Source organism: Stenotrophomonas mori (genome assembly GCF_023556335.1).
Taxonomy (GTDB): Bacteria; Pseudomonadota; Gammaproteobacteria; order Xanthomonadales; family Xanthomonadaceae; genus Stenotrophomonas; species Stenotrophomonas mori.
Genome location: NZ_JAIKTS010000002.1, coordinates 87,877 through 109,148, shown reverse-complemented (window position 1 = coordinate 109,148; position 21,272 = coordinate 87,877). Strand labels below are relative to the sequence as shown.

The 21,272-nt window shown below is 71.5% G+C and carries 16 protein-coding genes; 11 read left to right on the top strand and 5 right to left on the bottom strand.

Annotated elements, in window-relative coordinates; genetic code table 11:
- Positions 1–62: 62 nt before the first annotated feature.
- Positions 63–848 carry a hypothetical protein gene (locus K5L01_RS08130; protein WP_250063715.1) on the bottom strand — a complete coding sequence of 262 codons (786 nt, stop codon included), beginning with the start codon at positions 846–848 and terminating at the stop codon, positions 63–65.
- Between the two features lie 108 nt (positions 849–956).
- On the opposite strand from K5L01_RS08130, the gene K5L01_RS08125 reads away from it, so the two are divergent.
- The 4 genes from K5L01_RS08125 to K5L01_RS08110 all read left to right on the top strand — a co-directional run bounded on the left by K5L01_RS08125 (position 957) and on the right by K5L01_RS08110 (position 5,322).
- A complete protein-coding gene (locus K5L01_RS08125; RefSeq protein ID WP_250063713.1) occupies positions 957–2,249 on the top strand; it encodes a tryptophan--tRNA ligase in 1,293 nt (430 codons plus the stop codon).
- A gap of 81 nt (positions 2,250–2,330) precedes the next feature.
- The gene (locus K5L01_RS08120) at positions 2,331–2,627 is read left to right on the top strand and encodes a hypothetical protein (protein WP_250063711.1); all 297 of its coding nucleotides are present in this window, start codon (positions 2,331–2,333) and stop codon (positions 2,625–2,627) included.
- Positions 2,628–2,652: 25 nt separating this feature from the next.
- Positions 2,653–3,579 carry an MBL fold metallo-hydrolase gene (locus K5L01_RS08115; protein ID WP_250063709.1) on the top strand — a complete coding sequence of 309 codons (927 nt, stop codon included), beginning with the start codon at positions 2,653–2,655 and terminating at the stop codon, positions 3,577–3,579.
- 90 nt (positions 3,580–3,669) lie between these two features.
- Entirely contained in the window at positions 3,670–5,322 is a 1,653-nt protein-coding gene (locus K5L01_RS08110; protein ID WP_250064146.1) for a M28 family metallopeptidase, read from the top strand.
- A 25-nt stretch (positions 5,323–5,347) separates the two neighbouring features.
- Here the strand turns inward: K5L01_RS08110 and K5L01_RS08105 are convergent, their stop codons facing one another.
- Positions 5,348–7,030 (bottom strand): hypothetical protein, encoded by a 1,683-nt coding sequence (locus tag K5L01_RS08105; protein ID WP_250063707.1) that lies wholly within the window; start codon positions 7,028–7,030, stop codon positions 5,348–5,350.
- Between the two features lie 136 nt (positions 7,031–7,166).
- Positions 7,167–8,483 carry an MFS transporter gene (locus K5L01_RS08100; protein WP_250063705.1) on the bottom strand — a complete coding sequence of 439 codons (1,317 nt, stop codon included), beginning with the start codon at positions 8,481–8,483 and terminating at the stop codon, positions 7,167–7,169.
- 190 nt (positions 8,484–8,673) lie between these two features.
- Here K5L01_RS08100 and yedA point away from each other — a divergent pair, with 190 nt between their 5' ends.
- The 3 genes from yedA to K5L01_RS08085 are packed head-to-tail and all read left to right on the top strand — an operon-like array spanning position 8,674 to position 11,233.
- Entirely contained in the window at positions 8,674–9,576 is a 903-nt protein-coding gene (yedA, locus tag K5L01_RS08095; RefSeq protein ID WP_250063704.1) for a drug/metabolite exporter YedA, read from the top strand.
- Positions 9,573–10,505 (top strand): EamA family transporter RarD, encoded by a 933-nt coding sequence (rarD, locus tag K5L01_RS08090; protein ID WP_250063702.1) that lies wholly within the window; start codon positions 9,573–9,575, stop codon positions 10,503–10,505. Before yedA ends, rarD begins: the two co-directional genes overlap by 4 nt.
- Before the next feature lie 38 nt (positions 10,506–10,543).
- Positions 10,544–11,233, top strand: a complete 690-nt coding sequence (locus K5L01_RS08085; protein ID WP_250063700.1) for an AroM family protein — start codon at positions 10,544–10,546, stop codon at positions 11,231–11,233.
- A gap of 21 nt (positions 11,234–11,254) precedes the next feature.
- On the opposite strand, the gene K5L01_RS08080 is transcribed toward K5L01_RS08085, so the two are convergent.
- Entirely contained in the window at positions 11,255–12,025 is a 771-nt protein-coding gene (locus tag K5L01_RS08080; protein WP_250063698.1) for an IclR family transcriptional regulator, read from the bottom strand.
- A 154-nt stretch (positions 12,026–12,179) separates the two neighbouring features.
- Here K5L01_RS08080 and K5L01_RS08075 point away from each other — a divergent pair, with 154 nt between their 5' ends.
- From K5L01_RS08075 to K5L01_RS08060, 4 genes are all read left to right on the top strand, one after another.
- Positions 12,180–13,808, top strand: coding sequence for an OPT/YSL family transporter (locus tag K5L01_RS08075; protein WP_250063696.1), 1,629 nt, complete (start codon positions 12,180–12,182; stop codon positions 13,806–13,808).
- A gap of 42 nt (positions 13,809–13,850) precedes the next feature.
- Positions 13,851–14,933 (top strand): S-methyl thiohydantoin desulfurase domain-containing protein, encoded by a 1,083-nt coding sequence (locus tag K5L01_RS08070; protein WP_250063694.1) that lies wholly within the window; start codon positions 13,851–13,853, stop codon positions 14,931–14,933.
- A 117-nt stretch (positions 14,934–15,050) separates the two neighbouring features.
- Positions 15,051–17,825 (top strand): TonB-dependent receptor plug domain-containing protein, encoded by a 2,775-nt coding sequence (locus tag K5L01_RS08065; RefSeq protein WP_250063692.1) that lies wholly within the window; start codon positions 15,051–15,053, stop codon positions 17,823–17,825.
- Positions 17,815–20,040, top strand: a complete 2,226-nt coding sequence (locus K5L01_RS08060) for a penicillin acylase family protein (protein ID WP_250063690.1) — start codon at positions 17,815–17,817, stop codon at positions 20,038–20,040. Before K5L01_RS08065 ends, K5L01_RS08060 begins: the two co-directional genes overlap by 11 nt.
- A gap of 16 nt (positions 20,041–20,056) precedes the next feature.
- Here the strand turns inward: K5L01_RS08060 and K5L01_RS08055 are convergent, their stop codons facing one another.
- The gene (locus tag K5L01_RS08055) at positions 20,057–21,169 is read right to left on the bottom strand and encodes an alpha/beta fold hydrolase (RefSeq protein WP_250063688.1); all 1,113 of its coding nucleotides are present in this window, start codon (positions 21,167–21,169) and stop codon (positions 20,057–20,059) included.
- Positions 21,170–21,272 lie beyond the last annotated feature (103 nt).

Genomic DNA, 21,272 nt, shown 5'->3' with positions numbered 1-21,272 from the left:
TGCGGTGAATTGGGCAAGGGAACGGGCCGCGATGCGGCCCGTTCGCGTTTCCGCGGCCGCGGTCAGCGTGGCCGGGCCGGCGGGTCGGGAACGAAGCCGGCCGGGAACGCACGCGGTGCGGGAACGCCGGGCACGATGCCCAGCGCCGCCAGGCGCGCGTAGGCGTCGTAGCGGAGCGTGGCGATCTGGAGCGGCCGCGGCCCGGCGCGCTGGAACTGGACGCTGGCGCTGTCCGAGCGTTCGCGTGCGCCATGCCCGGTTCCCAGGGACGGGCGGCCCCCGTCGGCGCTGCGTTGGCGGGCGCTCTCCGCGGCCACCGCGGATGCCGGCGCGGCCAGTCGCGGCAGCGGGCGCGGTGGCACTGGCGGGTGTGGGACCGACGGCGGGCGCGCCTCGCCGAACACGGCGATCCCGACCACGCCGACATCGGTGGGTCGGCCGGTGCGGCTGGCGTAGCTGTCGCCGTGGTCGGTGAACACGAACTGCGCCACGTCCGAGGACGACTTGCGCCAGCCGGCGATCTCGCTGTCCTGCCAGGGACCGAGCACGTAGCCGGGCTGCTCCGGCGCGGCGGTCTGGCCGGTGATGGCATTGACCCCGTCCACCGACAGCACCACCAGCAGGCGCTCGCCGGTGAGGTTGCGCAGGCGTACCGCATAGCGGTGGCCGGGCGCGGCGGGCACCCACGCTCGGCCGCCATGGCGGTACTCGGGCAGTTCCCGGCCGCTGTCGCGGTCCACCAGCGACAGCGCCACCCGGGCGGACGCGGGGGCGGGCGGGGGCATCGGCACCGGACGGAAGCCGCACAGGATGGGCAGGGCCAGCAGGCAGGCGAGAAGGCGGTACATGGCGGGCTCCGGACGGGGGACACAGCCTGGAACGGATGGCGGCCGGCGGCGGGGTTGCCGCGCGCCGGTTACACTGGCGCGGTTCATCCGTCCGTCACGTCCGCGTCCATGACTACCCGCGTCCTCACCGGCATCAAGCCTTCCGGTACTCCCCACATCGGCAACTACCTGGGGGCGATCCGTCCCGCCATCGCCGCCAGCCGCGCCGCCGATACCGAGAGTTTCTTCTTCCTGGCCGACCTGCACAGCCTGATCAACACCCAGGATCCGCAGCGCGTGCAGCGCTCGACGCTGGAGATCGCCGCCAGCTGGCTGGCCGCCGGGCTGGATCCGGAGAAGGTGTGGCTCTACCGGCAGAGCGACATCCCGGAAATCACCGAACTGACCTGGTACCTGACCGTGGTCGCCGGCAAGGGCCTCCTCAACCGCGCCCATGCCTACAAGGCGGCGGTGGACCGCAACCGCGAAGAGCGGCAGGACGACGATGCCGGCATCACCGCGGGCCTGTTCATGTACCCGGTGCTGATGGCCGCGGACATCCTGGTGTTCGGCGCCGACAAGGTGCCGGTGGGACGCGACCAGATCCAGCACATCGAGATGGCGCGCGATTTCGCCCAGCGCTTCAACCACCTGTACGGCAAGGACTATTTCGTCCTGCCGGAGGCGACGATCGACGATGCGGTCGCGACCCTGCCGGGCCTGGACGGGCGCAAGATGAGCAAGAGCTACGACAACGTGATCCCGTTGTTCGCTCCGCGCGAGGAGCTGAAGAAGCTGGTGTTCTCGATCGTCACCGACTCGCGTGCGCCGGGCGAGCCGAAGGACACCGCCGGTTCGGCGCTGTTCCAGCTGTACCAGGCCTTCGCCAGCGCGGAGCAGAGCGCCGCCTTCGCCCAGGCCTTCGCCGACGGCATCGGCTGGGGCGAGGCCAAGCAGCAGCTGTTCGAGCGGATCGACAGCGAACTGGCGCCGCTGCGCGCGCGCTACGAGGCGCTGATGGCCGAGCCGGAGAAGATCGAGGCGCTGCTCTGCCGCCGTGGCCAGCAGCTGCGCGAACGGTTCGCCATACCGCTGCTCAAGGCGCTGCGCCATGCGGTGGGCCTGCGTGCGCTGTCCGCCGCCACCGACGCCCCCGCGGCCACGGCCGTGGACAGGGCGGTGTTGCCGGTGTTCAAGCAGTACCGCGAGAAGGACGGCCGTTTCTACTTCAAGCTGCTCGACGGCCAGGGCGCCTTGCTGCTGCAGAGCGAAGGCTTCGACTCGCCGCGCGATGCCGGCCAGCGGATCGCCGCGCTCAAGCAGGCCGAGCACGACGACGCGCTGCGCGCCGCGCCGGTGACGCTGGAGGCGGAGGCCGGAGTGGTGCTGGCGGCCCTGCGCCAGCTGCGCGAGGCCGCCTGAGGCCGGCGCCCTCCGGGCGGGCGGCCGCAGCGGGAACACACCGGGTGCGCCACGGCGGCGCGCCCCCTGAAGGAGCTTGCGATGGCCTGGTTGTCGTTGTTGCTGTTCCTGCCCTGGTTCGGGGTGATGGCCGCGCTGTACTGGTGGTTCCCGCGCCAGCCGCGGCACCGCGCCCGCCGCCTGTTCGACGGCGCCATGCTGGTGCTGGCGCTGCTGCTGAGCGTCGGCTTCATGCACTGGGGTTACCGCGTCGGCGCGGCCGATGCCGCCGCCGACAGCCTGTGGAAGCAGATCCTGGCGGTGCTCTACGCCTACGGCGCATTCCTCGCGGTGATGGCGCTGGCACTGCTGCTGCGGCCGCGGGTGCTGTACCGCTGACCCCCGCCAGGAGGAGCCATAGGCCATGACCGTCGCACACGGCATCCACGTCATCGATACCGCGTTCCAGCGCGACCACTTCGACGCCGCCTACCTGTTGGTGCACAACGGCCGCGGCGCCTTCATCGACTGCGGTACCGCCCTTGCGCTGCCGCGGATGCTGGAGGCCGTGGCGCGTGCCGGCCTGGCCCCCGACGCCATCGATTGGCTGATCCTGACCCACGTGCACCTGGACCATGCCGGCGGCGCCGGTACGCTGCTCCAGCACCTGCCCAACGCCCGCCTGCTGGTGCACCCGCGCGGCGCACCGCACATGATCGATCCGGCGCGGCTGGTCGCCGGCGCCACCGCGGTCTACGGCGAACCGGAAATGGCGCGCAGCTACGGGCAGGTCGTGCCGGTGGCGGCCGCCCGCGTGGTGGTGGCCGAGGACGGCCACCGGGTGTCGCTGGCCGGCCGCGAGCTGCGCTGCATCGACACGCCCGGGCATGCCCGCCACCACCTGTGCGTATGGGACGCGGACAGCCGCAGCTGGTTCACCGGCGATACCTTCGGCCTGTCCTACCGCGAACTGGACAGTGCGCAGGGGGCGTTCATCGTTCCCAGCACCTCGCCGGTGCAGTTCGAGCCGGCCCCGCTGCACGCCTCGATCGAACGCCTGGTGGCGCAGGACCCGGAGACGATGTACCTGACCCATTACGGGCCGGTGCACGATCCGGTGCGGCTGGCGGCCGACCTGCATGCGCAGATCGATGCCATGACCGCCATCGGCCGCGCCTGCGCCGGCCGCGACGACCGCCATGCCGCGCTGGTGGCGGCACTGGGCGGGCTCTACCTGGAGCGGGCGCGCAGGCACGGCTGCACGCTGGACGATGCCGGTGTGCTGCGGGTGCTGGGCCTGGACATCGAGCTCAACGCCCAGGGCCTGGCGTGCTGGCTGGACCGCGGTTGAGGCGACCGCCCGCTCGACGCGCCTGACCGCGTGCGCCCTGCGCGCTAAAATCGCCGGCTTCCCCCTGTTGCCGGTACCGCCGTGAATCCGATGCGCATGTTGCTGCTGTCGTCCTGCCTGTTCGTCGGTGGGGTCGCCAGCGCGGCCAACGACCTGCCCGGTGGGGGCATCGACCCGGCGGCGCTGTCGCGCCATGTGCAGGTCCTGGCATCGGATGCGTTCGAGGGCCGGGCGCCGGCCAGCGCCGGCGAGCAGCGCACCGTCGACTACCTGGTCGAACAGTTCCGCGAGGCCGGGCTGCAGCCCGGTGGCGAGGACGGCGGCTGGGTGCAGGACGTGCCGCTGGTGCGTGCCCAGGTGGTCGGCGAGGTCGAGGCCTGGCTGGAGCAGGGCGGCGCCCGTACCCGCCTGCACAACGGCGAGGACCTGACCCTGCAGAGCCTGAGTCCGCAGGAGGTGGTGGACCGGCAGGACCTGCCGCTGGTGTTCGTCGGCTACGGCATCGATGCGCCCGAGCGCCACTGGGACGACTACAAGGACGTGGACCTGGCCGGCAAGATCGCGGTGGTGCTGATCAACGATGCCGACTTCGAAGCCGACGCGCCCGGCGCGTTCGACGGCAGGGCGGTGACCTACTACGGGCGCTGGACGTACAAGTTCGAGGAGGCCGCGCGGCGCGGCGCCGAGGGCGTGCTGATCGTGCACGAGACCGCGGCGGCGGCCTATCCGTGGGCGACGGTGAAGGCCTCCGGCACTTCGCCGCTGTTCGACATCCAGCGCGGCGACGCCGAGGCGCGCGCGCTGCACACGCCGTTGCGCGGCTGGATGCAGCGCGCGCTGGCCGAACGGATCTTCGCCGCCGCCGGGCTGGATTTCGAGACGGAGAAGCGCAGGGCGATGCGCGCCGACTTCCACCCGGTGCCGCTGGGCGACGCCCGCTTGTCGGCTAGCTTCTGGATCAAGCGCGAGCCGGTGGTCACCCGCAACGTGGTGGCGAAGCTGGACGGCACCACCCATCCCGATGAGACGGTGATCGTCTCCGCGCACTGGGATGCGTTCGGGATCGGTGAACCCGACGACAGCGGCGACACGGTGCGCCATGGCGCCATCGACAACGCCACCGGCGTGGCGTCGGTGCTGGAGCTGGCACGGGTGTTCGCCGCCGGTCCGCGGCCGCAGCGCACGCTGTACTTCCTGGCGTTGACCGCCGAGGAGAAGGGGTTGCTCGGTGCCAGCTACTACGCCGAGCATCCGCTGGCGCCGCTGGAGACCACGGTCGCGGTGCTGAACATCGAGATGTTCAGCCCGGACGGCGAAACCGCCGACATCGCCACCTGGGGCAGGGGCCGCGTCTCGCTGGAGGCGGACGTGGACCGCGTCGCCAGGGCGCGCGGCCGGCGCTGGTCGCCGGACCCGGACCTGGAAGCGGGCTTCTTCTACCGCGCCGACCATTTCGCCTTCGCCCGCAAGGGCGTGCCGGCGATCACCGTCGGCGCCGGCCTGGACAAGCGGGACGGCGGCGTCGCTGCCGGCCGCGCGCTGCGCGAGGCCTATTTCGCCCGGTGCTACCACCAGGCCTGCGATGCCTGGTCGCCGTCGTGGGACGCACGTGGCCTGGCCGCCGACACGCTGCTGGTCTACGACCTGGGCCTGGAACTGGCCAACAGCCGCCACTGGCCGCGCTGGGACGAGGACGCGGAATTCGCGGCCGCCCGCGGGGCCAGCGACGCGGCACGGCGCTGACCGCCCGGCGCGCGCCGTCGCCCGGCTACTCGCCGCGGCTGGCCGCGAGCAGCTCCCATACCCGTCCGTGCCGTTGCGCCGGGCTTGCCACCGCGGCCACCGCGCGCCTGCCGAGGCGGTCCTGCAGCTGCTGCAGGTAGAGGCTGCGCGGGACCGCCACGCGCTCCGCGGACTCTACGATCCCGGCCGGTTCCTCGGGCGGGAACTTGCCGGCCACGGCGTCGCCGATCTGTCCCACGCTCCAGTTCATCGCATGCGGCGGCGCCTGCAGCACACGGTGCGCGCTGCCCGTGTTCCAGAACATCTGCTGGGCGCCGGCCCAGCCGTGGCCGGACCCGCTGCGACGCCGGTTCTGCACCCGCAGCTGACTGTCGCGGGTGTTGTCGTACAGGGTGCCGGTGGACCAGCGGTGGTGCGGACCGCTGTCGTTGCTGCCGTCCACCGCCAGGCAGTCCAGGAACACGTTCGGGCCGGGCGTGCGCGCGCCGGTGACGAAGCTGTGCCGCGCCTGCTCGGCGTAGCAGCGCTGGGTCAGGTTGAACGAGGCGTTGCCTTCGTAGTTGTACGCATAGCGGCGCATGCCCTCGGTCGCGCCGTAGCGCGGGTCCAGGTACGCCAGGTCCTCGAAGGTGTTGAAGTGCGCGCCGTTGTGCGCGGTGATGCCGTGCGAGACATGGCGCATGGTGACGTTGCGCACCCAGGAGTCGCGCACCCCGCCGAAGCGGATGGCCATGTACGGCCCATCGTCGGGTGTCCGGAACGCGGTGCCGGTATCGGGGTCGCCTTCCAGCCGCAGGTCCTCGATGCCGACGCCGCTGATCCGCCGGGGAGCGATGCGGTACGCGCGGCCGCCGCCGAAGCGGGCTTCCAGGGCGTCCACCACCGGCGCGTCCAGCGTCAGGGTGTTCCCGTCCACGGCCGCGACCACGCGCTCGTAGTCCATCGTGAAGTCCCCGGGCGTCCAGCCATAGCGCGCCGTGTCGATGCCGTCGGCACCGAGCCAGGCGGCGTTCGGCTCGCGGACGATGGCGATGGCGTCGCCCACGGCATAGCCCGCCGCGGACGCCAGGGGAAGGCGCATCGCGCCCACCGGCACCTGCGCGGCGTCGATCCGCACCGCGCGGGCGTCTGCCGCCTGCGTCGGCCGTGCCGGTTCGCGGCTGCCCACCTCGATGATCCGCCCCTGGCGGCCGCGGTAGGTGGAACGGATGACCGTGCCGTCATTGCCGCGCCCCTCGCCACGCAGCACGACGCCGCCGCTGCGCATCACCAGCCCCGCGGACACGCGGTAGTGGCCGCGCCGGAGCAGCACCACGCCGCGCACGCCGTACCCGTCGGGTGTGCGGGCGCCGACCGTGTCGAGCGCCTGCTGGATGCGCGCATGGTCATCGCCCGTCGGCGTGGGGGCGAGGACGATGCGCACCGGCAGCGTCCGCCGGGGCGGCAGGGCCACGCCGCCGCCGCGGTAGCCGGCACGGGAAAAGTCCGGAACGATATGCCGGGCCAGCTCACCGCCCCGTTCGCGGTAGGGCGCGTAGCGCAGCCGCCCATCCGTGCCGCGCGCGACCAGTGGCGCATCCGCGGTGGCATCGATCGCATGGGTGAAGAACCCGTCTCCGGGCGCCGCCGCGGCCGCCTGCAGGGCGGCGGGACATGCGGCCAGCGCGCACAGCACCAGCAGCGAATGGAGGGAGCGTGACGACGGCATGCGGATGGCCTCGGCCCGGGGAAAACACCGGGGATACTAGCAATCCCGTGACGGGCAGCCGTCGGCCGGCGCGCTCGGACGGGCGCCGGGATGGAGGCACGCTCGGCGGCTGCGGGCGTGGCCCGTGGGCCGCGGTTCAGCGCGTTCCGTCCAGCCAGTTCGGGCCCTTGTTCTCCAGGAAGAACACGTAGACCACCAGCGACACCGCGATCACCGCGGTGACATAGGCGGCGAAGGCGCCGACATGGCCGGTGCGCAGCGCGCCCTGGTACAGCAGCGGCGCGGTTCCGCCGAACAGCGAGTTGGCCAGCGCGTAGCCGAAGCCGACGCCGAGGGCGCGCACGTGCGTGGGGAACAGCTCGGCCTTCACCACCGCGTTGATCGAGGTGTAGCCGGTGAGGATGACGAAGCCCAGCGCCAGGGTCAGGAAGGCCAGCAGCGCATCGTGCTGCTGCGGCAGCCGGGTCACCATGTACCAGGTGTAGAGCACGCCGCCGACGCCGAAGAACACCAGCAGGGTCTTGCGCCCGACCTGGTCGGACAGCCAGCCACCGACCGGCTGCAGCACCATCAGGAACGCCAGCACGCCCAGGTTGATCAGCGTCCCGACCATCGGGTCGTCGCCGGCGAACGCGCTCTGGATCATCTTCGGGCCGTTCACCGAGTAGGTGTAGAAGGCCACGGTGCCGCCGGCGGTGATCAAAAAGCACAGCAGCAGCGGCCGCCACTGGTGCACGAGCAGTTCGCGCATCGAGCCCGAGGCGCGGGCCTTGCCTTCGCGCGCGGCGGCAATGGAGGATTGCTCCAGCGACTCGTCCATGGAGCGCCGCAGCCAGAACACCACGATCGCGGCGATGCCGCCCAGTCCGAAGGCGATGCGCCAGCCCCAGTCGGAGATCTGCGCGGTGTCCCAGAAGACCAGCATGAGCAGCAGGGTCAGCTGCGCCAGCACATGGCCGCCGACCAGGGTGACGTAGTGGAACGAGGACAGGAAGCCGCGCCGGCCGGGCAGGGCGGCTTCGGACATGTAGGTGGCGCTGGTGCCATATTCGCCGCCGGTGGCGAAGCCCTGCAGCAGTCGGGCCAGCAGCAGGATCAGCGCGGCCCAGGGGCCGAGGGTGCCGGCGGTGGGGGTGAGGGCGACCACGAACGAGCAGCCGGCCATCACCGACACCGACACGGTCAGCGCCAGGCGCCGTCCGTAGCGGTCGGCGAAGCGGCCGAAGTACCAGGCGCCGATCGGCCGCATCAGGAAGGTGGCGGCGAAGATCGCCCAGATGTAGAGCGTGGAGTTCTTGTCCTCGGCGGAGAAGAACCGCGATTCGAAGTAGACCGCGAACACCGAGTAGACATAGACGTCGTACCACTCCACCAGGTTGCCCGCGGAGCCCTTCAGGGTGTTGGCGATCGACCGCCGCAACGCGGCGGGATCGGCGGTCGTGGCGGTGCTCATGGGCGGGAGGTCCTCGCAGGGTGGGGCCGCGGGCGCGACCGGTGCGGCCGGCGGGCCCGCCGACGCTCCCGGCCACCCTAGCGCAGCCGGCATGAAGAGCGGGCGGCGGATACAGCATGCCGTTTTTCGGACTGCTGCGGCGGGCGGCGAACGCCTAGAATCTGCTCCCGTCCAACCGCGAACACCGACCATGTCCTCCTCCGCTCCCGCGTTGCCCGCCCCCGCACGAGGGGGCCGGGTCGTCCTCGCGCTGCTCCTGGTGTACGTGGTGTGGGGCTCGACCTACCTGGGCATCCATCTGGCGCTGGAAGGCGGCATGCCGCCGCTGTCGGTGATCGCCGGTGTCCGTTTCGTCATCGCCGGTGCCCTGCTCTACGCGGTGCTGCGCTGGCGCGGCGTGGCCGCGCCGACCCGCCGCCAATGGCCGACGCTGGCGGTGATGGGCACCTGTCTGCTGCTGCTGGGCAACGGCATGGTGGTGCTGGCCGAGCGCGACGTCTCCTCCGGGATGGCGGCGGTGGCGCTGGCCTCGGTGCCGCTGTGGATGGCGCTGTTCTCCGCGTTCCGCGGCGAGCGCGTGGCGGGCGGGGAGTGGCTGGGGATCGCGGTGGGCTTTGCCGGCGTGCTGTGGCTCAACGCCGGCAGCAGCCTGACCGCGACGCCCACCGGCCTGGTGCTGCTGCTGGTGGCGCCGTTGGGCTGGGCGGCCGGGTCGATCTGGTCGCGGGGACGCGACCTGCCGTCGCCGTTGATGGCCGCCGCCGGGCAGATGCTGTGCGGTGGCGTGGTGCTGGTGGCGGCGGGGCTGCTGCGCGGCGAGCGCTTCACCGCGCCGCCGACGCTGCAGGGCCTGCTGGCGGTGGGCTACCTGAGCCTGTTCGGCTCCATCGTCGGATTCACCGCGTATGTGTGGCTGCTGCAGAACGTGCGCCCGGTGCTGGCCAGCAGCTATGCCTACGTGAACCCGGTGATCGCCGTGGCGCTGGGCGTGTGGATCGCGCACGAGCGCTTCAGCGCCGCCGACCTGGGCGCGATGGCGGTGATCCTGGCCGGGGTCGTGGTCATCACCCTGGCGCGGAGGCGACGCGCATGAGCGCCGCCCGCGAGCACCGCAACGGCCTGCTGGCGACCACGCTGGCGTTCGTCATCTGGGGCCTGGTGCCGTTGTACTGGCGATTGCTGATCGAGGTGCCGTCGCTGCAGATCATCGCCCACCGCATCGTCTGGAGCGCGGTACTGCTGATCGGCGGCCTGGCGCTCGCGCGCGGCTGGGGCTGGCTGCGCGCGGTCTGGGAGACGCGGCGGCGGTTCTGGCTGCTGGGCCTGGCCAGTGCGCTGATCAGCGCCAACTGGAGCCTGTACATCTGGGCGGTCAACGCCGGCCACGTGGTCGAGACCAGCCTGGGCTACTTCATCAACCCGCTGTTCAGCGTGGTGCTGGGGGTCGCGGTGCTGGGCGAGCGCCTGCGCCGGCTGCAATGGCTGGCGGTGGCGCTGGCGGCGCTGGGCGTGGCCTGGCTGACCTGGCAGAGCGGCCGCCCGCCGTGGATCGCGCTGGGGTTGTCGGTGACCTTCGGCCTGTACGGGCTGATCCGCAAGCTGGTGGCGGTCGAGGCGGTGACCGGGCTGGGCGTGGAGAGCCTGTTCATGGTGGCGCCCGCGGTGGCCTTCGTGCTGTGGTCGGAACACGGCCACGGCGGCGGTTTCGCTTCCGGCTGGGGCTGGGGCAACGACCTGCTGCTGGTGTTCGGTGGCGTGGTCAGCGCGGTGCCGCTGATCGCCTTCGCCTATGGGGTGCGCCGCATTCCGTTGTCGCTGGTCGGCCTGCTGCAGTACATCGGGCCGACCCTGCAGCTGCTGGTCGGCGTGCTGGTGCTGCACGAGTCGTTCGGTTTCGAACGGCGGGTCGGCTTCGCCCTGATCTGGCTGGGGCTGCTGGTCTTCGTCGGTGATGCCTGGCGGCGCACGCGCCGGGAGCGGCGGGCGCGGGCGTTGAACGCCATCGACAGCGAGCGAGTTTGAAAATATAATACGAAGTTCTAATAAATGGAACTTCCGCCGTGATTTCATCCCTCGCGCTGGTGACGATCGGACAAACCCCGCGTCCGGACATGGTCGCGCCCATCGGGCAGGCGCTGGCCGGCAAGGGCCGGTCGCTGCGGCTGCAGGAGTGCGGGCTGCTGGACGGACTGGACGCGGCGGAGGTGGCGGCGCGCTACGCGCCCGGCGCCGGCGGCATCCCGCTGGTGACCAAGCTGCGCGACGGGCGCGTGGTGGCGATTTGCAGCGAAAAGGTCGAGACCGGGCTGCAGGCGCTGATCGACCGGCTGGAGTCGGACGGCATCGAGGCCATCCTGCTGTTGTGCACCGGGCGCTTCGACCGCCTGCGGACCCGCAGGGCGCTGCTGGTCCAGCCGGACGTGCTGTTTCCCGCGGTGGTGGCCGGGCTGATGCCGGGGGCGGCGATCGGAGTGGTGGCACCGGCCAGCGAGCAGCTGCCGGAGACCCCGACCAAATGGCGGCGCGCCGGCTTGAAGCCGGTGTGCACGGTGGCCTCGCCGTATACGCCCGGCTGCGGCGGCTGGCAGCACGCCGTCGAGGAGCTGCGCCGTGCGGCCGAGGTGCGCCTGGTGGTGCTGGACTGCATGGGCTATGACGAAGCGCAGCGTGCCTGGCTGGCACGTGCGCTGGAGCTGCCGGTGCTCACGTCCGGCAGCGTGGTGACGTCGGTGCTCGACGCACTGCTCTGAGCGGCGCGGCGTGCGCGTGGTTCAGCTGGCGCGGAAGTCGAGCCAGTACGGATCGCCGATCTGCTGGCCGATGTCGCGGGTCGCGGTGACCAGCGCCTGGCTGAAATCGTTGATCCGCGACTCGGTCAGGTCCTGGGACGGCAGGGCGATGCTCAAGCCGTAGATCTGGTGCGTGTCCGGATCTTCCAGCGAGGTGGAAATGCCGGCCACGTTGGCGACGAACTCGCCGCGCGCCAGCGACCAGCCGCGGCGGCGGATCTCGGCAAGCCGGGTCAGCAGTTCCTTCGGTGTCTGCAGCGCATCCGGATTGGCGCGCGCCTGCATGCTGCCGCTCACCAGGCGCAGCACCCGCTCATCGTCCAGGCGCGCCAGGATCGCCCGGCCGACCGAGGTCGAGTAGGCCGGCAGGCGGGTGCCTGGCGGCGTGTACACCTGCAGCGAACCGCCGCCGATCCGCATCTGGATGACCAGCGAATCGGCGCCGTCGAGCAGGTCCACATAGAGGGTGTAGCCGGTTTCCTGCACCAGCCGGTCCAGCTGCGCCTCGATCAGCGACAACGCACTGCGCGAACTGCGCAGGTGGAACGAGGCTTCCATGATGATCTTCCCCGGCCGGTAGGCACGGGTGACCGGGTCGCGCTCCAGGAAGCCGTGCTGGCTCATCTGGCTGAGCGTGCGCGAGGCCGAGCTCTTGGGGATGTCCAGCTGGGTGGCGAGATCGGTGACGGAAATGTCGCGCCGCAGCCGGACGATCAGCTGGAGGACCTGCATCGCATTGCTGAGTGTGCTCACGCGGCGTCTCGCGGGTGGGAGGGGGCACTGGATTCTCGGTGCGTTGGGGAAATCATGACAAGCACTTGACAAGCCAAAGGGAAGCCGCCTAACTATATATCACAATGTGGAATATAGTTCCATATTATAGAACATAACCCCGGCGGTGAACCCAGTGCGCGAGCCCCTCGAGACGTCCGCAGGCAACCCAGAACAGCTCCCGCATCCGCGCGCGCTGGCGCCGGCGAACCTGTTGCTGACGCTGGCGCTCAGCCTGTGCGGCGCGGTGGTCGGCATCCAGATGCTGGTGAGCCTGGGCATCACCCCCAACACCTCGCTGATCGGCGCCCTGGCGGCGATGGCGCTGGCGCGGATTCCGCTGTCGGCCTTCGCCGGCTACCGCTCGATCCATTCCCAGAACCTGGCCCAGACCAGCATCTCCGCGGCCACCTTCGGTGCGGCCAACAGCCTGTTCCTGCCGATCGGCATCCCGTTCCTGTTCGGGCTGCCGCAGATGGTGACGCCGATGCTGGCCGGCATGGTCCTGGCGATGCTGCTGGACGGCTACCTGCTGTACCGCCTGTTCGGCACGCCGGCGTTTCCGGCGACCCATGCCTGGCCGATGGGCGTGGCTTCGGCGGAAGCCATCAAGGCCGGCGACGCCGGTGGCCGCCAGGCGCGCAGGCTGCTGGCGGGGCTGGCCTGCGGGGTCGCCGGCAATCTCGTCGGGCTGCCGATGTCGGCGCTGGGCGTGGCGCTGATCGGCGGCATGGCGGCGATGGTCGCGTTCGCGCTGGGCCTGCTGGTACGCGGGTACGCCGGGCCGCTCGCGGGCATCGACCTCGGCGCCGCCTACGTGCCCCACGGAATGATGATCGGCGCCGGTGCGATGGCGGTGCTGCAGATCGGGCGCGCGGTGTCGCGGCGGATGCGTCCGGGCGCGCCGGCCACCGACGGGAGCGCGGACGCGGTCGCCGTGGCCGGCATGGCGCCGGTCCGTTCCGGGCGCGTGCTGCGGCTGGGCTGGCTGGGCTACCTGCTGATCATGCTGCTGCTGACCCTGGGGACGGGCGTCTACACCGGCATGCACTGGCCGATGCTGGTCGGCTTCGTGGTCTACGGCACGTTCTCGGCCTTCGTCCACGAAATGCTGGTGGGCATCGCCGCGATGCACTCGGGCTGGTTCCCGGCGTTCGCGATCGCCCTGATCTCGCTGCTGATCGGCATCCTCATCGGCTTCCCGCCGGAGGCGCTGGTGGTGCTGGCCGGCTTTTCGGCCGCGACCGGTCCGGCATTCGCCGACATGGGCTACGACCTCAAGGCGGGCTGGCTGCTGCGCGGCGAGGGCCGCGACCCGCGCCTGGAATGGGACGGCCGCCGCCAGCAGTGGCTGGCCGGGCTGATCGGGTTCGCGGTCGCGGCGGTGGTGGTGGCCGCGACCCACGACCTGTTCTTCGCACGCGGGCTGGTGGCACCGATCAACCAGGCGTATGTGGCCGCGATCAAGACCGGCGCCTCGCCCGATCTCGCCCGCAGCCTGGTGCTGTGGGGCCTGGTCGGCGCGGTGCTGCAGGCGGTCGGCGGCGTGCGCCGGCAGCTGGGGGTGCTGTTCGCGACCGGCCTGCTGATCGTCAACCCGGCCGCGGGCTGGATGGTCGCGCTCGGCCTGGCGTACCGGCTGTGGCACCGCCGCCGCGCCGGCACCGGCGGCGACAAGTCGCTGGAGGTGTTCGCCGGCGGGGTGATCGCCGGCGACGCGCTGTGCGGGTTCGCCACGGGCCTGGGCAAGAGCTTTTCCAGGTAGCGATCCCGCGCCTGGGTGTCGGTACTCATCGGGGACATAGAGATGAAGCGCAAGTTGACCATCGGAGATGTGCGTGCGGCGGTGATGGGCGGGGCGATCCTCGGCGGCGGCGGTGGTGGCCACGTCGACAACGGCCTGAAGAACGCCGCGCTCGCCCTGGAACTGGGACAGCCGGAGCTGTGGAGCGCGGACGAGTTCGCGCCGGAGGCGGCGTGCGTGACCGTGGCGCTGGTGGGCACGCCGTCCAGCCAGAAGGCGCCGATCCAGCCGTTCCACATGATGCGCGCCCTGGAGCTGGCGCGTGCCCATGCCGACCCGGCGCTGCCGATCAGGGCGATCAACACCAACGAGAACGGCGCCGAGACCAGCATCAACGGCTGGGTCCAGGCGGCGCTCTCCGGGCTGCCGGTGATCGACCTGGCCTGCAACGGCCGCGCCCACCCCACCAGCCTGATGGGCTCGCTGGGCCTGCACCGGCAACCGGGCTACCGCTCGGTACAGGGATTCTCCGGCGGCCTCGACGCGGAGTATGTCGAAGGCGCCATCAGCGGTTCACTGGAAACCGCGTCGGCGGTCGTGCGCCAGGCCTCGGTCGCGGTCGGCGGCTTCGTCTCGGTGGCGCGCAACCCGGTGGCGGTGGCCGAGGCCTGCCGCAGTGGCGCGCCGGGCGCGATCAGCGCGGCGATCGCCCTGGGCCATGCCTATGTCGCCGACGGTGTCGCGGGCGTCTGCCGGGAACTGGGGGGACGCGTGGCGGCCGAAGGCGTGGTCGCCGAATACGTCTGCGAGCGCCGCGACGGCCTGGACGTGGGCTGGCTGCGGCTCGACGACCGCGCCGGCACCGTGCTGCGGTTCGTCAACGAGTACCTGCTGCTGGAGCAGGGCGCGACCTGCCTGGCGGCGTTCCCGGAACTGATCATGACCTTCTCCGCGGGCGCGCCGCTGGTATCGGCGAAGGTCCAGACCGGCATGCCGGTGCAGGTGGTCGCGGCCCCGCGCGAGCGCCTGCGGCTGTCCGCGACCATGGACATGCCCGAGCTCTATCCGCCACTGGAGGCGCTGCTCGGCCACCCGATCCGCCGCGGCGGCGCCGCGCCTTCTCCCTCCCCCTCTCCCTCCCCCTAGCGCTCCGGCGCGGTTCCGCGCACCCGTGGCGGCTCCCCCCGCCCGGGCGCGCACGTTTTCGACAACTGGATGTACCTCCCGTTCCTTCCGTGTAGAGCCCTCAGCCAGGAAGCCATCATGATTCGTAGAACGCCCCTTGCAGTCACCTTGTCGATCATCCTCACCACGGCTTCCGGCGCCGGCCACGCGCAGACCGCCGCTTCCGCCCAGGACGCGCCCGGCGTCACCGAGATGGACAAGGTCTCGGTCACCGGCTCGCGCATCGCCCGCTCGCAGAGCGAAGGCCCGTCGCCGGTGACCGTCATCACCGGCGAGGAGCTGGAGAAGCAGGGCTTCACCACCGTGCGCGATGCGCTGGTGACGATCAACCAGTCCACCGGCGACGTCGGCACCGACATGGACCAGACCGGCGGCACGCCGAACGGCCAGTTCGTCAACCTGCGCGGCATCGGGCCCGGCTACACCCTGGTCCTGCTCAACGGCAAGCGCATGGCCAACTACCCGCAGGCCTACGACTTCCGCTCCACCGCGGTGAACCTGGCCAGCATTCCCGCCGGCGCGGTGGCGCGCATCGAGATCCTCAGCGGCGGCGCGTCGGCGATCTACGGCTCCGACGCCGTGGCCGGGGTGATCAACATCATCACCAAGAGCGACTACCAGGGCGACCAGTTCCGCGTGCGCGCCGGCACCAGCACCGGCGGCGGTGGCGATACCGGCGTGTTCCAGTGGTCCGGCGGCAAGTCCGGGGACCGCTGGAGCGTCACCTACGCGCTGGAGTACATGGCGCGCGAAGCGGTCATGGCGAGCCAGCGCGACTTCCTGCGCGACGAGTACCAGAACCCCGCCTACCGTGGCGATCCGGACGCGGCCACCGCGCAGCAGGGCGTGTTCCTCAACAATGTCGGCAACGCCTACCTGTGGCCGGACGCCAATGGCGTGCTGACCGCTTCGCCGGACGCGCTGGCCGGTGCCTGTGCCGGTGCCGATCCGCGCTACACCCCCTTCAGGTCGTCGGCCTCGGCCACCGCGCCCGACCGCTGCGGGGTGTTCGACTACGTATCGCGCTACTCGATCCAGAACGCGGTGAGCCAGGTCTCCGGCCTGGTGTCCGGCAACGTCGACGTCGGCGATTCGGCCCAGGCCTACTTCAACCTCATGGCCAGCGAATCGAAGAACAAGAGCTACAACAAGACGATGTTCAACTGGTACATGTCCAACAACGTGTACGACCCGGCGATCGGCGTGGTCAGCGCCGGCCGCAAGCTGACCCCCGGGCAGACCGGCGGCCAGGCTCCGGCCGAGTACAAGGAGCGCGCGCTGAGCGTGAACGTGGGCATGCGCGGTCGGATGTTCGGCGACCGGTTCGACTGGGACGCCAGCCTGAGCCACTCCCGCTACGACCTGTCGATCGACCGCCGCTTCTTCGTCACCCAGCGCGTCAACGACTACTTCCTCGGTCCCCTGCAGGGCCACACCAGCGATGGAATGGAGATCCGCAGCGTGCAGGTCGGCCGCCTGTTCGGGCCGGTGGACGCGCAGACCTTCAACGACCTGAGCACGGTGTTCACCAACAAGGGCGACTCCAACATCAGCAACGCCCAGTTCGTCATGAACGGCGACCTGTTCGATCTGCCGGCCGGTACGGTCAAGATGGCCGCGGTGCTCGAAGCCGGGCGCGAGACGTTCAACCTCGACCCCGACGTCCGCACCCGTCCGGACCATGCCGGTGGCGAGAACATCTTCAACTGGACCGCGATCACCGGCGGCGGCACCCGCAACCGCTACGCGCTGGGGCTGGAGTTCGGCGTTCCGCTGCTGTCCACCCTGGATGCCAGCATGGCCGGCCGCTACGACCGCTACGACGACCAGAGCGACGTCGGCGGCGCCTTCACCTGGCAGGCGGGCCTGGAATGGCGGCCGGTGTCCTCGCTGCTGCTGCGCGCCACCCATGCCACCAGCTTCCGCGCACCGGACATGACCTTCCTGTACTCGGGCGAGTCCAGCAACTTCTACTGGCTGACGGACATCTACCGCTGCCGCGTGGACGGGCTGCATCCCAGCGACCCGCTGTGCACCTCCGGGTCCAGCGACTACTACGACCAGGTGCAGGGCACCTACTCGGGCAACCGCAAGCTGCAGGAGGAGACCGGCACCTCGAACACCGTCGGGCTGGTGTGGGACGTGGCGCGCAACCTGTCGTTCAGCGCCGACTGGTACGACATCAAGCTGGAGGGCGCGGTCTCCGACCTGGACAGCGACTTCCTGATGGACCAGTACGCCAATTGCCTGCTGGGCACCACCGTGGCCGGCCAGCCGGTGGACGGCGGTTCGCCGTCGTGCCAGTTCTACACCGGGCTGGTCGCGCGCGATCCGGATACCGGCACCATCACCCGCTACGCCTCCTACCCGGTGAACCAGTCGATGATGCGCACCCAGGGCGTGGACACCTCGCTGCGCTGGAGCCTGGACGCCGGTGGCCTGGGCACCTTCGACCTGCGCCTGGGCTACACCATCGTCACCAAGCTGGAGAGCCAGCTGTTCGCCGGCGATGCGCTGATCAACGAGCGCGACGACCTGCGCTACCGCAACTTCCGCAGCAAGACCAACTGGCAGGTCAACTGGAACCGCGACGACTGGCAGGCCACGGTGTACGGTTACCGCTGGGGCTCGCTGCCGAACTTCGCCAACACCGGGCGCATCGCGCCGTACGTGATCTGGAACGCGGGGATCGCCAAGAAGATCCTGCCGCAGGCGACGCTCGGCCTGAACGTCAACAACGTGTTCAACACATTCCACCCGCGCGATGACAGCTACACGAACTATCCGTATTTCTACCGCAGCTACAGCCCCCTCGGGCGGCAGATCTACGCGGAGCTGACCTATGACTTCTGATTCCCGCCGCCTGGCCCGCGGCACGTTCCTGGCCGGCCTGCTGGCCCTGGCGGCGGCGCCGGCCTTCGCCGCCGCGCCGCACGCCGCCGAGACCGCACACTGGGACGCGGTGGCGGCGCAGGTGGAGATCGTGCGCGACGACCGTGGCGTGCCGCACATCCAGGCGCGCAGCGAGGAGGCCGCGGCATTCGCGTTCGGCTATGCCCAGGCCGAGGACCACATGGTCGAGATCGCCCGGCGGATGGTGCGTGCGCGCGGCGAGGCCGCGCGCATCTTCGGCGAGGCCGAGGCCGACAACGATTTCGCGATGCGACGGTTCGACAACCTGGCCGAGGCCGGAAAGGACCTGGAGCGGGTCAGCCCGACCTTCCGCACGGTCGTCTCCGCCTTCGCCGCCGGCCTCAACCGCTACGTCGACGGCCACCGCGAGACGCTTCCGGAATGGGTGCCGCGGTTCACGCCGGCCGACACGATGGCGCTGATCCGCTCCAATGCGATCCCGCCCCTGATCGCGCCGGAGATCATCGCGCGCCTGGACCGGAAGTACGGCCCGGGCGAGGCCACCGCGATGCACGCCGCACCGGCGCCGAACCAGGAGGGCCCGGGTTCCAACGCCTTCGCCCTGTCCGGGGCGCGGACCGAGGGCGGGCACCCGATCCTGCTGGCCAACCCGCACCTGAACTGGTCCAGCCTGTACTGGGAGGCGCACATCCGCGTGCCCGGCGTGCTCGACTTCTACGGCAACACCCTGGCGGGCTACCCGGTGCTGTGGGCGGGCTTCAATGCCGATCTGGGCTGGGCCAACACCGTCCACGCCGCCGACCTGGACGACCTGTACGCGCTGGAGCTGGATCCGTCGCAACCGGACCACTACCGCTACCAGGGAGATGTCCGGGCGCTGGTGCCGCGCCAGGTCGAGATCCAGGTCAAGCAGGCCGACGGCCGCCTGGCGACCCGCACCCGCACCTACTGGGAATCCGAACTGGGACCGATCGTGCACCGTGTCGGCGGCCGTGCGTTCGCGGTGCGGACCACCCGGCTGGACGCACCGCTGCAGTTCGAAGGGTTCTACCGGTTGGCGCAGACCCGCTCGCTGCAGGCCTTCCAGCAGGTCTTCCGCGACCACCCCACCTTCGGCTGCAACTACATCTACGCCGACCGCCCGGGCAACATCTACTACCTGTGGAACGCGCCGATCCCGCAGCGTCCCGACGACGGCACCGACTACTCGCTGGACGTCCCCGCCGACGCGTCGCGGATCTGGACCCGGGTACATGGGCTGGACGACATGCCGGCGCTGCTGAATCCACCGGGCGGCATCGTCCAGAACGCCAACAACCCGCCGTGGTGGGCCTCGCCGGACGACTGGATCGACCCGGCGCGCTACCCGGCCTACTTCCAGCGCGGGCCGATCGCCCTGCGGCCGCAGCTGGCGCTGGACCTGCTGGCCGGCGACAAGCGCTATTCGCCGCAGGACGTGCTGGACCTGAAGTTCAGCCCGCGCATGCTGCTGGCCGAGCGGGTGCTCCCCGACCTGCTGGCGGCGCTGGAGGCCGAGCCGGGACTGCCCGAGCCCCTGCGCGCCGCGCGCGCGGTGCTTGCCGCCTGGGACCGCCAGGTGGCGGCGGACAGCCGCGGCGCGGTGCTGTTCCAGGCATTCTGGGACCGCCACTCCGCGGCGCTGGCACAGCCGTTCGCGCAGCCGTGGAGCAATGACGCGCCGCTGCGCACGCCCCGCGGCCTGGCCGAGCCGGCGCAGGCGCTGCGGCACCTGCAGGACGCGGTGGCCGACGTGCGCGCGCAGTACGGCAGCGAAGCGGTGGCCTGGGGCGAGGTGAACCGCATCCGCCTGCGCGGCCATGACCTTCCCGGCGCCGGCGCCGACGGCAGCTACGGCACCTTCCAGGTGATGCGCTATGTGCCGGCCGCCGACGGCAAGCGGCAGATGGGGGCGCAGGCCGCCGGCGAGACGCTGGCCGGCTTCGGCGACAACTGGATCATGATGGTCGAGTTCTCGACGCCGCTGAAGGCCTGGTCGGTGCTGGGCAGCGGCCAGTCCGGGGACTGGAATTCGCCGCATTCCAACGACCAGGTGCAGGCGTTCCAGGGGCACCGGCTGCTGCCGGTGCGGTTCACCGACGAGGCGTTGCAGGCGCACCAGGAGCGCCGCTACTGCGCCGGCGTGGCCGCCTGCGGCGCCGCCGCGGCGGACTGAGCGCGGCGGCCGCGGCTCAGCGCGCGGCCAGGCCGCCGGTCACCGCGGGCGGCAATGCCGGGGCCGGCGCCGGGCAGGGCGCGCCGGCGGCCGGCACCCGCGCCAGCCAGTCGTCGACCACGCCGGAAAGACGGTCCAGGCGCATCGGCAGGCTCAGGTGGTCCTCGTCCGCCAGCTCCAGGTAGCGGGCGCGCGGCGCGGCCGCGGCCAGGGCGCGGCCCTGCGCCACCGGAATGTGCGCGTCGTCGCGGCCGTGCATCAGCAGCACGCAGCTGGGCACCTGCGCCAGCGCCCGGCCCACGTCCACGCGGTCCAGGTCGAGGCCGAGCCGGCGGTCGGCCGCGGCGATGGCATCGTCCAGCCCGCGGCCGCCGTACTGCCAGCGTGCCAGCGGCAGCGCAAGGCGATCGCCGAAGCGCTCGGGCGGGCGCGAGAGCATGTGCGGCACCATCGCCCGGATCGCCTGGCCGGCGTTGTCGAAGGACTCCATCGCCACCACGCTGCGCAGCCGCGGGCCGAGCTCGCGGGCGGCGAAGATGGCGGTCGCGGCCCCGTAGGACACCCCCATCAGGTGCACCGGGCCATCGATCTCGCCAACGGCCTCCAGCGCCTGCAGGGCGGCGGCGACATCGCGGCCCTCGCGGGTGCCGTAGCCGGAGGGCGCGTGCCCGGAGCGGCCGTGGTTGCGCAGGTCCAGGGCGATCGTGCGGTAGCCGCCCTCGGCCAGGTGCAGGGCCCAGGGCAGCAGCGAACCGCCGTCCATCATCCAGCCATGCAGCAGGATCACCGTGCCGCGCGGGGCGGGCGCGGGCGCGGTCGCGGCCGGCGCGGAGGCGTCCATCGCGAATTCGGGGAAGGGATCGCCCTGGCCGAGATAGCGGTACTGCAGGCGGTAGTCGCCGGGGTCGAAGGCGATCCAGTGCAGTGCGACGCCGTCGCTGCCGGCGACGCGGCCCTCGCGGTGCGGCAGCGTGGCGAGCAGCGCGTCGATGCGCGCGCGCGGGACCAGCGGCGAGGTGCCGCCCGGCGCGGCCAGGCGCGCGCTGAGCGAGAGCGGGGGAAGGGGCGAGGAGAGGGCGAAGCCGGCCAGCATCACGCAGACGCAGGCCAGCGCCAGCGAACGCAGCATGGCGGGGATCCGGAACGGGGAACGCGCCACGGTAGCGGCTGTACCGCCGCGGCTCTACCGCATGCGGATGACAATGCGATGACGGTTGTGGGGTGTTCGGTTT

Bases quoted from the DNA above. Each gene is read 5' to 3' on its own strand.
- K5L01_RS08130 (WP_250063715.1), bottom strand. From the start codon at position 848: ATGTACCGCCTTCTCGCCTGCCTGCTGGCCCTGCCCATCCTGTGCGGC.
- K5L01_RS08125 (WP_250063713.1), top strand. From the start codon at position 957: ATGACTACCCGCGTCCTCACCGGCATCAAGCCTTCCGGTACTCCCCAC.
- K5L01_RS08120 (WP_250063711.1), top strand. From the start codon at position 2,331: ATGGCCTGGTTGTCGTTGTTGCTGTTCCTGCCCTGGTTCGGGGTGATG.
- K5L01_RS08115 (WP_250063709.1), top strand. From the start codon at position 2,653: ATGACCGTCGCACACGGCATCCACGTCATCGATACCGCGTTCCAGCGC.
- K5L01_RS08110 (WP_250064146.1), top strand. From the start codon at position 3,670: ATGCGCATGTTGCTGCTGTCGTCCTGCCTGTTCGTCGGTGGGGTCGCC.
- K5L01_RS08105 (WP_250063707.1), bottom strand. From the start codon at position 7,030: ATGCCGTCGTCACGCTCCCTCCATTCGCTGCTGGTGCTGTGCGCGCTG.
- K5L01_RS08100 (WP_250063705.1), bottom strand. From the start codon at position 8,483: ATGAGCACCGCCACGACCGCCGATCCCGCCGCGTTGCGGCGGTCGATC.
- yedA (WP_250063704.1), top strand. From the start codon at position 8,674: ATGTCCTCCTCCGCTCCCGCGTTGCCCGCCCCCGCACGAGGGGGCCGG.
- rarD (WP_250063702.1), top strand. From the start codon at position 9,573: ATGAGCGCCGCCCGCGAGCACCGCAACGGCCTGCTGGCGACCACGCTG.
- K5L01_RS08070 (WP_250063694.1), top strand. From the start codon at position 13,851: ATGAAGCGCAAGTTGACCATCGGAGATGTGCGTGCGGCGGTGATGGGC.
- K5L01_RS08065 (WP_250063692.1), top strand. From the start codon at position 15,051: ATGATTCGTAGAACGCCCCTTGCAGTCACCTTGTCGATCATCCTCACC.
- K5L01_RS08060 (WP_250063690.1), top strand. From the start codon at position 17,815: ATGACTTCTGATTCCCGCCGCCTGGCCCGCGGCACGTTCCTGGCCGGC.
- K5L01_RS08055 (WP_250063688.1), bottom strand. From the start codon at position 21,169: ATGCTGCGTTCGCTGGCGCTGGCCTGCGTCTGCGTGATGCTGGCCGGC.